Raw genomic sequence first — 13,368 nt, 5'->3', positions numbered from 1 at the left:
TATATCCAAAAAAATATTAGTAACGACCTCTGTTGTTATCTCTATTGTTCGAATAACCACCTCTACCACCTGAATTACGATCGAAGCTTCTTCTTTCTCCTTCTGGTTTTGGTTCAGATTTGTTAACCACGATTTTTCTACCTTCGATAGAACCACCGTTTAATTCGTCGATTGCTTTTTGAGCCTCAGCATCATTAGCCATTTCAACAAATCCAAATCCTTTACTTCTTCCGGTAAATTTATCAGAGATAATTTTAACTGATTCTACAGCTCCATACTCTTCAAAATAACCTCTTAAATCTGCTTCCTCTACGCTGAAAGGAAGACTTCCTACAAAAATATTCATCTATGAAAAATTTAATTCCTTACAAAGGTAGACTATTTAATGTTGTGAAAAGGTTAAAGTTTAATTTATTTTCAAAAAATGAGATTTTTTAGTAAAAATTTTATAAAAAAAATTTACTTTTTTTGAAATTTTTTTAACCAAAAAAGGCGACTAAAAGTCGCCCGTGATGCTAACCTGTTTTAAGAACTATTTATTTGAACCAATCATTTCATAATAAGAACGCTCAATTGATTCTTGATGAGATGGATGGGCAATTTTAACCAATTCTTTTACTCTTTGTTTCAACGTTTTTCCATATAAATCAGCAATTCCATTTTCTGTTATTATATAGTGAACATGTGCTCTAGTTGTAACAACTCCTGCTCCTTGTTTTAAATAAGGAACAATTCTACTTTCTCCTCTTTTGGTAATTGAAGGCAACGCAATAATTGCTTTTCCACCTTCACTTAATGATGCTCCACGAATAAAATCCATTTGACCTCCAACTCCAGAATACATTGAACTTCCAATAGAATCTGCACAAACCTGACCTGTAACATCTACCTCAATAGCCGAATTAATAGCAACCATTCTAGGGTTTTTTCTAATTCGAGCCGAATCATTTACCATAGAAGCCTCTTTCATTTCGATGAAAGGATTGTCATTTACAAAATCATACAATCGTTTTGAACCAATCAAGAAAGTTGCTAAAGCTCTTCCTCGCAATGTACCTTTATAATTACAATTGATAACATCACTTTCAATTAAATCGATTACACCATCTGAAAACATTTCAGTATGTAACCCTAAATCTTTATGATTTTTTAATTTACTTAAAGCAGCATTTGGAATTGATCCTATTCCCATTTGAAGAGTGCTTTTATCTTCAATTAAAGATGCCACATAAGCCCCAATTTTTTCCTCCTCTGCTGTAAAAGGGGAAACTGCATGAGCATGAATTGGTACATTTACATCTACTAAATAATCAATTTCAGATATATGAAGAATTCCATCTCCAAAAGTTCTTGGCATTTGCGGATTTACTTGGGCTATAACAATTTTTGCATTTTCAATCGCAGCTACTGAAGCCTCAACAGAAACTCCTAAAGAACAATACCCGTGAATATCTGGAGGTGAAACATGTATAAAAGCAACATCTAATTTCACTACATTTTTACGAAACAACAATGGCAATTCACTTAAGAAAACAGGTGTATAAGAACCATTTCCAGCTTTTAATGTATGACGCACATTGGCTCCAATAAAAAAAGAATTTACATGAAAACTTTCTGATAATTCTGGATTGGCATAAGGTGCTTCTCCTTCTGTATGTAAATGACAAATTTCTACATCTCTGAGTTCTAAAGCTCGATCAGACAAGGCTTTTGTTAAGATTGTTGGTGTAGCGGCAGCAGCCTGAACATAAACCCTATCACCACTTTTAACTACTTGTACAGCTTCTGCTGCGGTTACATATTTTCCCATACCTAATGAAATTAATAGCACAAATTTATGCCCCAATTTAGGGATAAAATATGACATTTCTCATTTTTAAAATCATAAGTTTAATAACGAAATTTATTACATCTTTTAAAATTAACTGTAAGCTGTTTATTATATGACGATTAATTTGTTCTTGTAATTGAACTCGAATTCGTACTTTTGCGATGAAATTTTGTATTATGATTGTACTTAAAACCTTAGAAGAAATTGAATTAATGCGCGAAAGTGCGTTAATTGTTTCCAAAACACTTGGAATGATTGCGAAGGAAATTAAACCCGGTGTAACTACTTTATATTTAGACAAATTAGCGGAAGATTTTATTCGTTCGCATGGGGCTGAGCCTGCATTTTTAGGGATGTACGGTTTTCCAAACTCCCTATGTATGAGTCCAAACACACAAGTAGTTCATGGTATTCCTAATAATATTCCGTTACAAGATGGCGATATCATTTCGGTTGATTGTGGTGCTTTGAAAAATGGTTTTTATGGTGATCATGCCTATACTTTTGAAGTTGGTGAAGTAGCTCCAGAAACTAAAAAATTATTACAAGTTACTAAAGAATCACTATACGTTGGAATTCGTGAAACTAAAGTTGGAAATCGTGTAGAAGACATCGGATATGCTATTCAACAATATTGTGAAAAACATGGTTATGGTGTGGTTCGCGAGTTGTGTGGACACGGTTTAGGAAGAAAAATGCACGAAGATCCAGAAGTTCCGAATTACGGAAAACGCGGTCGTGGAAAAAAATTAGTCAACGGAATGGTAATTGCTATCGAGCCAATGATTAACCTAGGAACGAGAAATATCAAACAACACAAGGATGGCTGGACCATTACCACAGCCGATGGAAAACCAAGTGCTCACTTTGAACATGATGTTGCAATCGTTGATGGAAAACCAGAATTATTATCCACTTTTGCCTACATTTATGAAACTTTAGGAATTGTAAGCAATGAAGAAGATGGATTGAGACAAAAACCTTTAGTGCTGTAATGAAAAAATTATTCAAACTAATACTTAACACCATTCCTCGTCCGATATTAATTCGTTTGAGTATTGTAGTGCGTCCAATTTTAGCTTTTTTATTGAAAGGAAATCGTTTTACGGACCCTATTGATGGGAAAAGCTTTCGTATGTTTTTACCTTATGGATATGGAACACAACGAAATAATGTATTATCACCAAGTACCCTTTCATTAGAAAGACATCGTTTATTATGGTTATATTTACAAAACGAAACGGATTTTTTTACGGCACCCAAAAAAGTATTACACTTTGCACCTGAGCAAGAATTTTATAAGCGTTTTAAAAAACAATCGAATTTAGATTACACTACTACCGATTTATTTTCGCCATTGGCAGATGTAAAAGCAGATATTTGTAATTTGCCTTTTGAAGACAATTCATACGATATCGTTTTATGCAATCACGTTTTGGAACATATTCCAGATGATACGAAAGCCATGCAAGAATTATATCGTGTTTTAAAACCAGGCGGAATGGGAATATTTCAAATTCCACAAGATTTATCTAGAGCAACAACTTTTACTGATGATTCTATAACAGATCCTAAAGAACGTGCAAAAATCTTCGGACAGTATGACCACGTGAGAGTTTATGGAAGAGATTATTTTGATAAATTAAGAAGCGTAGGCTTTAAAGTAGATGAAGTAGATTACACCATAGCAATAGCTCCCGAATTAGTAGAAAAATATTGTTTAGCAAAAGGAGAAATTATTCCGGTTTGTTATAAATAAAAAAACTTTAAATTTACACTACCCTCAAAAATTTGACACTTTTTGAGGGCTTTTTTTATAGAATGAAAAGTCAAGTTTGATCGTACTTTTAAATTAAAGAATATGTAATATTAATTTTAAAATATTGTCATTCTTTTGAATAGGTTTCTAAAATAAAATTCAAATTAATCTGTACAAATATGAATCTCTACAAAAGTATTTTTATGAGTATAGAGCTAATAAATTTCGAATTTAAATTAACAAAAACCTATTTTAATTAATCATTTAGTTAAACTATATTTAATTATTTCATATGATTTGTATTTCAATTCAAACTTTTATTACTTTTACTTACCATACAATTTCAAAATGAATAAAATTTTCTTTATACTCACAATCATATCAATTCAATTCTTATCAGCTCAAGAAGCAATTGAAAAAGAACCTCCATTTAATATTAAAACTATTTCTTTTAGGGTTAATAATTATAATGTCATTCCATTTTTCAAACTTGGTGAAACTTTCGACTTAAGTTTTGATGATTTATTTGGAGATGAAGCAGATTATTACTACACCATTACACAATACAATTATGATTGGTCTGCCCCATCTGATTTGGCAAAAGTGGAATATTTAAATGGCATGGACAACCAGCGTATTATTACGTATGAAAATTCATTTAACACTTTACAATTATACTCCCACTATCGTCAAGTTTTTCCAAACAAATTCAATCAAATTACGAAAAGCGGTAATTACCTAATTTCAGTTCTGAATGAAGAAAATGAAATCGTTTTTTCAAGAAAAATTGTAATATATGAAGAACAAGTAGCTGTTGGACTTTTGGTTAGAAGAGCTCGAGATTTTGATAGTTTAGACGGAAAACAAAACATTGAAATGACCATTAATTATGGTGATCGCCTTTTACAAAATCCTATTCAAAACGTAAAAGTTACATTGTTTCAAAATGGGAATTGGAAAAACAGCATTTCAAATATCAAACCTCAATTTACATTAGGATCTGAACTCATTTATCGCTACAATAAAGAAACGCAATTTTGGGGTGGAAACGAATCGTACAGCATCGACAACAAACTAATCAGAACAACCAATAATACTGTAGCTCGTGTAACTTCAGGCGAAAACATTTACAACACTTATCTTTATGTTAATACACCTAGAAAAAACCAACCTTACACCTATTTTCCTGATATTAACGGCAATTTCTATGTTCAAAATATCAATGTTGTAAATAGCCAAATTGAATCAGATTATACTTGGGTTTATTTCGCACTAGATACTCCAAATATGATGGACAAAAATATTTATGTAGCAGGTATGTTTAACAATTATAATCTTAGCGATGAATACAAAATGGAATTCAATAAAAATTCTGGATTGTATGAAAAAGCTATTTTAATGAAACAAGGATTTACCAATTATCAATACATAATTACAGATAAATCAGGTAAAATTGATTACAAAAATGCAATTGATGGCAATTTTTTCCAAACCGAAAACAATTACACTGCTATCATTTACTACAGAGGAAACAACGATAGGTATGACAGGGTAATTGGAATTGCCAATACAAATAGCGAAGTCATCAGAAATTAAAATTGATTAAACCCTTAAACCTTTAAGAAATTTTTATAAAAAAAGCGATTGAATTACAATTTAAAATTTATAATTTTGAAATCATTATTGAATTTATTTCTAGGGTATTGCAATTTTTAACAACACTTTACTAAATAAGACTATTTTTTCTCTATGGTAAGTCAAATTACAAAAGGCATAAAGATTTCTGTTTTAACTAGTTTTGAAGGAACATACTTCAAGAACTATAAAATTCATTTTGCCTTTTCGTATCATATTACCATTGAAAACCAAAGTAAAGATTCTGTTCAATTAACTACGCGTCATTGGGAAATTTATGATGCCCTTAACAATCTTGAGTTAGTAGATGGTGAAGGCGTTATAGGTAAAAAACCTGTAATTAAGCCTGGTGAAAGCTACACCTATTCTTCTGGATGCTTACTTTCCTCTCCTATTGGCGCTATGAAAGGCTATTTCAATATGGTCAACTTCACTTCAACAAGAAGTTTTAAAGTGATAATACCTACATTTAAATTAAGCGCTCCTTTTGCACTGAATTAAAAAATTCATCAATTAAGCTTTGTAATTTTTATTATAGAAAATTCAAAATATACTTTGTATTTTTGTAATCATTTACGATTTTTTCGTAATTCTGATTACAAAATTGTCTAATCTCAAAATACAACACCATGTTAAAAGGATTTTTTAATGTCCCAAAGGCGGTAAACGAACCCGTAAAATCTTACGCTCCAGGTTCTCCTGAACGAGCAAAAGTTGCAGAAACATACAAAATGATGTGGAATTCTCAAGTTGAAGTTCCATTATATATAGGTAGCGAAGAAATTAAAACTGGCGATACCAAAAATATGACAGCCCCACATGATCACCAACACATTGTAGGTGTTTATCATCAAGCAGACAGAGCTTTAGTTGAAAAAGCAATTACCGAAGCATTAGAAGCTCGTAAAAAATGGGCGGCAATGGCTTGGGAAAATCGTGCTAGTATTTTCTTAAAAGCGGCTGAATTATTAGCTGGTCCATACCGCGCTAAAATCAATGCAGCAACTATGATTGCACAATCAAAAACAATTCACCAAGCAGAAATTGACTCAGCTTGTGAGTTGATTGACTTCTTACGTTATAACGTAGAATTCATGACAAAAATTTATGCAGATCAACCCGCTTCAACTTCAGATATGTGGAATCGTGTTGAATACAGACCATTAGAAGGTTTCGTATATGCAATTACACCTTTTAACTTTACCGCTATTGCAGGAAATTTACCTTCAAGTGCAGCTTTAATGGGGAATGTGGTAGTTTGGAAACCAGCTGCTACACAAGTATATTCTGCTAATGTAATTATGCAAGTTTTCAAAGAGGCAGGTTTACCAAATGGCGTTATCAACATGGTAATGGGTGATTCTGGAATGGTTTCTGACGTGGTTTTATCAAGCCCACATTTAGCTGGAGTTCACTTTACAGGTTCGACTGGTGTTTTCAATGACATTTGGAAAACTATCGGAAATAACATTGCAACTTACAAAACCTATCCAAGAATCGTTGGAGAAACAGGTGGAAAAGATTTCATCATTGCACATCCATCAGCTAATGCAAAACAAGTAGCAACCGGAATTTCTCGTGGTGCTTTTGAATTCCAAGGACAAAAATGTAGTGCAGCTTCTCGTGTTTACATTCCACAAAGTTTATGGCCAGCAGTTAAGTCTAATTTAGAAGCAGATTTAGCTTCAATGAAAATGGGTTCTCCAGAAGATATGAGTAATTTCATTACAGCAGTTATTTCAGAAGCTTCATTTGATAAATTAGCGCGTTACATTGACCAAGCTAAAAACGATAGTGATTCAGAAGTTATCATGGGAGGAAATTACGATAAATCAAAAGGGTACTTCATTGAACCAACAGTTATTTTAACTTCAAATCCAAAATACTCTACTATGGAAACCGAATTATTCGGACCAGTAGTTACCATTTATATTTACGAAGACGCAAAATGGTCTGAAACATTAAAATTAGTTGACGAAACTTCAGAATACGCTTTAACAGGTGCAGTATTTAGCCAATGTCGTTATGCGGTGGAAGAAGCAACCGTTGCCTTACAAAATGCAGCTGGAAACTTCTACATCAACGATAAACCAACAGGTGCTGTTGTAGGAATGCAACCATTTGGAGGAGCAAGAGGTTCTGGAACTAACGACAAAGCAGGGTCTGCACAAAACTTATTGCGTTGGGCTTCTGTTAGAACTATTAAAGAAACTTTCGTAACACCAGAAGATTATAAATATCCGTTTTTAGGTTAATCCGAAATACGAAGTAGAAATAAAAAACCCGATTTTCATGTGAGAATCGGGTTTTGTTTTTATGTAGCTATTAACTAATTACTATTCACTATTCACTATTCACTTACTTCTTATACTTCAAAGGCAAATGCACCACTTTCTTAGTTTCAAAAAACTCATCTGAGAAGAAATCAGATAAATTATATTGTGTTGCTTTTGGAAAATCCTTTAATTCTTCGGTTAAATCACCGCCTTTTAGGTATAAAATTCCGTTGGCTAATTCGTGGTTTTGTTTTTTTGAAACTTTATCATCTACCCATTTAACAAAATCAGGCATATTGGTTACAGCACGACTAACGATGAAATCGAATTCTTGTTTGACTAATTCGGCACGTTTTTGTTCGGCTTTTACATTTTTTAATCCTAAACCGGATGCCACTTCATTCACAACTTTGATTTTCTTTGCAATTACATCAATCAAATAAAAATCAACTTCTGGAAATAAAATTGCTAATGGAATTCCAGGAAAACCACCACCTGTTCCTACATCCATAATTTTAGAACCTGGACGAAAATCAATAATTTTTGCAATCCCAAGTGAATGTAAAACGTGTCGTGTATATAATTCGTCGATATCTTTTCGTGAAATCACATTAATTTTGGCATTCCAATCTTCGTATAAACCTTGTAATTTTTGAAACTGAAGTATTTGATTTTCAGTCAAATTAGGAAATTGCTTTAAAATTTCTTCCATTCGTTAAATTTTACACAAAAATACGCTTTTTGGTGAATAAAAAATGACGAATATCATAAATGAAAAAATTATAATAATTATCTTTGACGAAATTTGAATACACAATATATGAATACCACAACCCCGATTTTTTCAAAAGAGGACAATCTGAAATTTTTCAGAACTTTAAATAAACGAGTAAACGACTATTTCAAAGAAAATAAAATCAACAAAACTGGAAACTGGAAATTACATTTAAAAACAATTGTAATGTTCGGTCTTTTCTTAACACCTTATTTCTTCCTATTAGCTATGGATATGCCGTTTTGGGTATATTTATTATTAAACGTAGTAATCGGAATTGGAATGGCAGGAGTTGGAATGAATGTAATGCACGATGGAAATCACGGTGCTTACTCAACCAAGTCTTGGGTAAACAAATTAATGGGCGGAAGTATCTACATCTTAGCTGGAAATGTGTACAACTGGCAAGTACAACACAATGTATTACACCATACATATACGAACATCATAGGCCATGATGAAGATTTAGAAGCGGGAAGAATTTTACGTTTTTCTAAAACAGCCAAATGGTACAGTCACCACAGATTTCAACATTATTATTCTGTTTTCTTATACGGATTATTAACGTTCAACTGGGCAATCACAACTGATTTCTTACAGATGAAACGTTACTTAAAAAGAAAATTATCATATGGTGAAGCAAAAAGTCCAGCTTTTCAATGGACCACTTTAATCATAACGAAGTTAATTTATTTCTCTATTTGGATTGTTTTACCAATTGTATTTGGCGTAACTTGGTGGAAAGTTCTTTTAGGTTTTGTTGTAATGCATTACACTGCAGGTTTAATCCTAAGTGTTGTTTTCCAATTAGCACACGTTGTAGAAGACACCGTAAATCCAATGCCAGATGAAAACGGAGAAATTGAAAACACTTGGGCCATTCACCAATTGTTCACAACAGCTAACTTTGCTCCTAAAAACTGGATTGTAAATTATTATACAGGTGGATTAAATCACCAAATTGAACATCATATTTTCCCGAATATCAGTCACATTCACTACGATAAGATTGCAGAAATTGTAAAACAAACTGCTGCAGAATGTAACTTGCCGTATCACGAGTTCAAAACGACTCGAGCAGCCATCGCTTCTCACTTCAAGCATTTGAGAGAATTAGGAAGAAAACCACAATTAGCATAATAAAGAAGAGACGCGAGGAATCGCGTCTTTTGTATTAACTATAATAACTAACACACAATGAACCCGTTATCGGACAGAATCAACAACTTAGCCGTTTCTCAAACTTTAGCAATGGCGGCTTTGGCAAGAGAATTAAAAGCACAAGGAAAAGACATTATCAGCCTTAGTTTAGGAGAACCAGATTTCAACACTCCTGAATTCATCAAAAAAGCTGCAAAAAAAGCTATCGATGAAAACTATAGTACGTATACTCCAGTAGAAGGCTACCTAGAATTGAAAGAGGCGATTTGCAAAAAATTCAAAAGAGATAATAATTTAGATTACAAACCATCCCAAATTGTAGTTTCTACAGGAGCAAAACAATCCTTATACAACATTGCACAAGTAATGTTAAACGAAGGCGACGAAGTAATTCTTCCAGCTCCATATTGGGTTTCGTATTTCGAAATTATTAAACTTTCTGGTGGAGTTCCAGTTGAAGTTCCTACTTCTGTTGAAAGTGATTTCAAAATTACACCAGAACAATTAGAAGCTGCTATCACACCAAAAACAAAAATGATGTGGTTCAGTTCACCTTGTAATCCAAGTGGTTCGGTTTACAATCGTGAAGAACTAACAGCTTTAGCTAAAGTTTTAGAAAAACATCCACACGTATATGTAGTTTCTGACGAAATCTACGAACACATTAACTTCTCAGGAACATTTTGCAGTATTGCCTCTATTCAGGGCATGTTTGACAGAACGATCACGGTTAATGGAGTTGCGAAAGCATTCGCTATGACAGGTTGGAGAATTGGTTATATCGGAGCGCCAGAATTCATTGCAAAAGCGTGTACAAAAATTCAAGGACAAGTAACTTCTGGAGCCAATTCTATTGCACAAAGAGCTACAATTACTGCTGTTGAAGCTGATCCAAGTGTATTAAACGAAATGGTTTCTGCTTTCAAAAACCGTAGAGACTTAGTTGTTGGATTGGTGAAAGAAATTCCAGGATTCAAATTGAATGTTCCAGAAGGTGCTTTTTATGTATTCCCAGATGTATCCTATTTCTTCGGAAAAACTTTAAAAGGGCAGTTAATCAAAGACGCTACAGATTTCTCAATGTTCTTATTAGCAGAAGCAAATGTGGCGACTGTAACTGGTGATGCTTTTGGAAATCCAAATTGTATTCGTTTCTCATACGCTACAAGCGAAGTTTTATTAACAGAAGCAATGAGAAGAATCAAAGAAGCGGTTTCTTAAACAAAATTAAAATACAAATTAGCACGAATTGATTTATTAATTTAGACCAATTCGTGTTTTTTTATGCTCTAAATTCAAAAAAAGCGAACTCGAATTAGAAATCTTGGATTTTTTATAAGAACTTTGCACACTTTTTTTCGGCAAATCCCGAAAGATTAAAGATTTAGAAATGAAGAAGAAGATTGAAATTTTAGCTCCAGCAAAAGATTTACTAACTGGTATTGCTGCAATCAACGCAGGTGCCGATGCGGTTTATATTGGAGCACCACAATTTGGAGCGCGTTCAAATGCTCATAATTCGCTAGAAGATGTTGCGGCACTTGTTCAATATGCGCACTTGTATAATGTTCAGGTATTTGTGGTAATCAACACTATTTTATACGATGATGAATTAGAAACGTGTCGTCAGTTGATTTGGAAATTATACGATGCTGGAGTTGATGCTTTAATCATTCAAGACATGGCGATTATGGAAATGGAGTTACCTCCTATTGCACTTCATGCGAGCACACAAGCCAATAATCGTGATGCCGATAAAATTAAATTCTTAGCTGATGCAGGAATCCAAAGAGTGGTTTTGGCACGTGAGTTAAACTTACACCAAATCAAAGAAATTAGCCAGTCTACGGATGTAGAATTAGAATTTTTCGTAACAGGTGCTTTGTGTGTTTCGTTTAGCGGAAATTGCTATATGAGTGTTGCTAATGGCGAACGTTCGGCAAACCGAGGTTCTTGTGCACAAAATTGTCGTTTACCTTATAATTTAATTGATGGAAATGGCGATACTTTAATTCGAAATAGTCATTTACTTTCGATTAAAGATTTTGATGTCACGGACCAAATTCCAAATTTAATTGAAGCGGGTATTGTTTCTTTTAAAATTGAAGGGCGTTTAAAAGATGTGGTGTATGTAAAAAACAACGTTTCTTATTTACGTCAGAAGTTAGATGATTTCTTAGAAAAAAACAGCGATAAATACACTAAAGCTTCTTCGGGAAGTTGTACTTACACTTTTGATGCGGCTTTAAACAGAACCTTCAATCGTGGTTATACTGATTATTTCGTTAACGAAAGACATCAAGCCATTGGTTCTTGGGAAAGTCCAAAATCAAAAGGGCAATATATTGGTAAATTAATAAAAACGGTTGGGAATTCTTATGTAATTGAAAACGGTGAATTACTTAATAATGGTGATGGTTTATGCTACATCAACGCCAATAACGAAGCCGAAGGTATTTACGTAAACAAAGTAGAAAATGGAATTGTATATCCAAACGTATTGAAAGAAATCAAAGAAGGTACTTTCATTTATAGAAATAATGATGCGGCTTTCATCAAATTAGTAGAACGAGAAGATAGTGCAGTTCGAAAAATCAGCACTACTTTATTGATGACTGAAAACGAAAATGGTTTCGAATTAATTGCAACCGATGAAGATGGAAATGTAAGTGTTGTTAAATTAGAGCATTCAAAAGAGCGTACTAAAAACAACGAATCTATAGAAGAAAATATCAAAACGCAATTGGCTAAAACAGGATTTACGCCTTATACTGCTGATGAAATTTCAGTTATATTCTCTGAAAATTGGTTCCTTCCGATTTCAAAAATCAACGAAATGCGAAGAACGGTTTACGAACAATTATCGGAAATTCGTTTGAAAAATTATGTTCGTAAAGAACACCAATTGGTAAAAACATCGCATCCATATCCAGAAACAAAATTGGATTTCATGTACAATGTAGCTAATAAAACGGCTCGTAAATTTTACGAACGTCATGGTGTAACCGAAATTGAAAAAGCGTTTGAATTGCAATGGGATCCAGGAAAATCTCGTGTAATGACCACTAAATATTGCATCAAATACGAATTAGAACGTTGTCCAAAATACCATCGTGAAAACATGGACAAAAAGCTAAAAGAACCTTTAGTTTTAAAACAAGGCGAATTGGAATACAAATTAAAATTCAATTGTAAACCTTGTGAAATGGAAATTTGGGAAAAAGATGCCGAATTTGAAATTGAAGAAGATCACTTTCATTAATATAGAAACCGATGTGTAATGCATCGGTTTTTTTGTTTCTGGAATCCCAAAATTAAATTGTATTTTTGGAGTAATGCAATCTATTTTAGAAAATATCGCCAAACATGTTACGCTAACTCCTGAAGAGCAAGAGTTGTTTTTGTCTAAAACTGAAACCAAACAATTCAAAGCTAAAACCATTTTATTGAGTGCGGGCGAAGTGGCGACTTGCACGTATTTTGTGAATTCCGGAATTTTGAGAAGTTTCAATATTAATGATAACATTATCGAACACGTATTACATTTTGCTTGCGAAGGTTGGTGGATTGGTGATATGTATAGTTATATTTCGGGAAAACCTGGCAACTTATTTATCGAAGTTTTAGAAGATTCCGAAGTAGTAATTATCACCAAAGAAAATCAACAGCAACTTTATCAAGAAATTCCAAAATTAGAACGTTTTTTTAGAATTTTAGCGGAAAACTCATTAGTAGCACATCAAGAACGCTTAATGGATAATTTGAGCTTAACTGCTGAAGAACGCTTTGAGAAATTTTGTTCAAAATACCCAAGCTTAATTCAAAAAATCCCACAAAAACACATAGCATCTTACATTGGCGTTACACCCGAATTTTTCAGTAAGATGAAAGCTCGTTTGCTAAAAAAATAATTTCTTAATCTAGGTTAAGT

12 protein-coding genes are annotated in these 13,368 nt (G+C 33.1%); 9 read left to right on the top strand and 3 right to left on the bottom strand.

The features are described from left to right. Nucleotides 1-16: 16 nt before the first annotated feature. Complete coding sequence (locus tag NAT47_RS01115; protein ID WP_073580748.1) at nucleotides 17-346, bottom strand: RNA recognition motif domain-containing protein; 330 nt, start codon at nucleotides 344-346, stop codon at nucleotides 17-19. Nucleotides 347-532: 186 nt separating this feature from the next. Further along, nucleotides 533-1,810, bottom strand: a complete 1,278-nt coding sequence (locus NAT47_RS01110) for an acetyl-CoA hydrolase/transferase family protein (RefSeq protein ID WP_250579955.1) — start codon at nucleotides 1,808-1,810, stop codon at nucleotides 533-535. Between the two features lie 197 nt (nucleotides 1,811-2,007). On the opposite strand from NAT47_RS01110, the gene map reads away from it, so the two are divergent. The 5 genes from map (at nucleotide 2,008) to pruA (ending at nucleotide 7,480) form a co-directional block, all read left to right on the top strand. Continuing rightward, entirely contained in the window at nucleotides 2,008-2,826 is an 819-nt protein-coding gene (gene map / locus NAT47_RS01105) for a type I methionyl aminopeptidase (RefSeq protein ID WP_250579568.1), read from the top strand. Next, nucleotides 2,826-3,590 (top strand): class I SAM-dependent methyltransferase, encoded by a 765-nt coding sequence (locus NAT47_RS01100; RefSeq protein WP_250579567.1) that lies wholly within the window; start codon nucleotides 2,826-2,828, stop codon nucleotides 3,588-3,590. Before map ends, NAT47_RS01100 begins: the two co-directional genes overlap by 1 nt. A gap of 348 nt (nucleotides 3,591-3,938) precedes the next feature. Further along, complete coding sequence (locus NAT47_RS01095) at nucleotides 3,939-5,186, top strand: type IX secretion system plug protein (RefSeq protein WP_250579566.1); 1,248 nt, start codon at nucleotides 3,939-3,941, stop codon at nucleotides 5,184-5,186. A 153-nt stretch (nucleotides 5,187-5,339) separates the two neighbouring features. Further along, a complete protein-coding gene (apaG, locus tag NAT47_RS01090; RefSeq protein ID WP_250579565.1) occupies nucleotides 5,340-5,726 on the top strand; it encodes a Co2+/Mg2+ efflux protein ApaG in 387 nt (128 codons plus the stop codon). Between the two features lie 128 nt (nucleotides 5,727-5,854). After that, nucleotides 5,855-7,480 carry an L-glutamate gamma-semialdehyde dehydrogenase gene (pruA, locus tag NAT47_RS01085; protein WP_250579564.1) on the top strand — a complete coding sequence of 542 codons (1,626 nt, stop codon included), beginning with the start codon at nucleotides 5,855-5,857 and terminating at the stop codon, nucleotides 7,478-7,480. 103 nt (nucleotides 7,481-7,583) lie between these two features. Here the strand turns inward: pruA and rsmG are convergent, their stop codons facing one another. Then, nucleotides 7,584-8,213: a 16S rRNA (guanine(527)-N(7))-methyltransferase RsmG gene (gene rsmG / locus NAT47_RS01080; RefSeq protein ID WP_250579563.1), complete on the bottom strand. Its 630-nt coding sequence runs from the start codon at nucleotides 8,211-8,213 to the stop codon at nucleotides 7,584-7,586. A gap of 108 nt (nucleotides 8,214-8,321) precedes the next feature. Between rsmG and NAT47_RS01075 the strand changes: the two genes are divergently transcribed. From NAT47_RS01075 to NAT47_RS01060, 4 genes are all read left to right on the top strand, one after another. After that, nucleotides 8,322-9,416 (top strand): fatty acid desaturase family protein, encoded by a 1,095-nt coding sequence (locus NAT47_RS01075; protein WP_250579561.1) that lies wholly within the window; start codon nucleotides 8,322-8,324, stop codon nucleotides 9,414-9,416. 57 nt (nucleotides 9,417-9,473) lie between these two features. Then, the gene (locus NAT47_RS01070; RefSeq protein WP_250579559.1) at nucleotides 9,474-10,658 is read left to right on the top strand and encodes a pyridoxal phosphate-dependent aminotransferase; all 1,185 of its coding nucleotides are present in this window, start codon (nucleotides 9,474-9,476) and stop codon (nucleotides 10,656-10,658) included. 169 nt (nucleotides 10,659-10,827) lie between these two features. Then, complete coding sequence (locus NAT47_RS01065; protein WP_250579557.1) at nucleotides 10,828-12,699, top strand: peptidase U32 family protein; 1,872 nt, start codon at nucleotides 10,828-10,830, stop codon at nucleotides 12,697-12,699. A 73-nt stretch (nucleotides 12,700-12,772) separates the two neighbouring features. Beyond that, the gene (locus NAT47_RS01060) at nucleotides 12,773-13,348 is read left to right on the top strand and encodes a Crp/Fnr family transcriptional regulator (RefSeq protein WP_250579555.1); all 576 of its coding nucleotides are present in this window, start codon (nucleotides 12,773-12,775) and stop codon (nucleotides 13,346-13,348) included. Nucleotides 13,349-13,368: the final 20 nt, after the last annotated feature.

The organism is Flavobacterium fragile (genome assembly GCF_023634865.1).
In the GTDB taxonomy this organism is placed as follows: domain Bacteria; phylum Bacteroidota; class Bacteroidia; order Flavobacteriales; family Flavobacteriaceae; genus Flavobacterium; species Flavobacterium fragile.
The sequence above is the reverse complement of the archived record's forward strand: the minus strand, read 5'-3'. Positions and strand labels throughout refer to the sequence as shown.

Excerpts from the sequence above, each read along its gene's own strand:
- NAT47_RS01115 (WP_073580748.1), bottom strand. The coding sequence starts at position 346 with ATGAATATTTTTGTAGGAAGTCTTCCTTTCAGCGTAGAGGAAGCAGAT.
- NAT47_RS01110 (WP_250579955.1), bottom strand. The coding sequence starts at position 1,810 with ATGGGAAAATATGTAACCGCAGCAGAAGCTGTACAAGTAGTTAAAAGT.
- map (WP_250579568.1), top strand. The coding sequence starts at position 2,008 with ATGATTGTACTTAAAACCTTAGAAGAAATTGAATTAATGCGCGAAAGT.
- NAT47_RS01100 (WP_250579567.1), top strand. The coding sequence starts at position 2,826 with ATGAAAAAATTATTCAAACTAATACTTAACACCATTCCTCGTCCGATA.
- NAT47_RS01095 (WP_250579566.1), top strand. The coding sequence starts at position 3,939 with ATGAATAAAATTTTCTTTATACTCACAATCATATCAATTCAATTCTTA.
- apaG (WP_250579565.1), top strand. The coding sequence starts at position 5,340 with ATGGTAAGTCAAATTACAAAAGGCATAAAGATTTCTGTTTTAACTAGT.
- pruA (WP_250579564.1), top strand. The coding sequence starts at position 5,855 with ATGTTAAAAGGATTTTTTAATGTCCCAAAGGCGGTAAACGAACCCGTA.
- rsmG (WP_250579563.1), bottom strand. The coding sequence starts at position 8,213 with ATGGAAGAAATTTTAAAGCAATTTCCTAATTTGACTGAAAATCAAATA.
- NAT47_RS01075 (WP_250579561.1), top strand. The coding sequence starts at position 8,322 with ATGAATACCACAACCCCGATTTTTTCAAAAGAGGACAATCTGAAATTT.
- NAT47_RS01070 (WP_250579559.1), top strand. The coding sequence starts at position 9,474 with ATGAACCCGTTATCGGACAGAATCAACAACTTAGCCGTTTCTCAAACT.
- NAT47_RS01065 (WP_250579557.1), top strand. The coding sequence starts at position 10,828 with ATGAAGAAGAAGATTGAAATTTTAGCTCCAGCAAAAGATTTACTAACT.
- NAT47_RS01060 (WP_250579555.1), top strand. The coding sequence starts at position 12,773 with ATGCAATCTATTTTAGAAAATATCGCCAAACATGTTACGCTAACTCCT.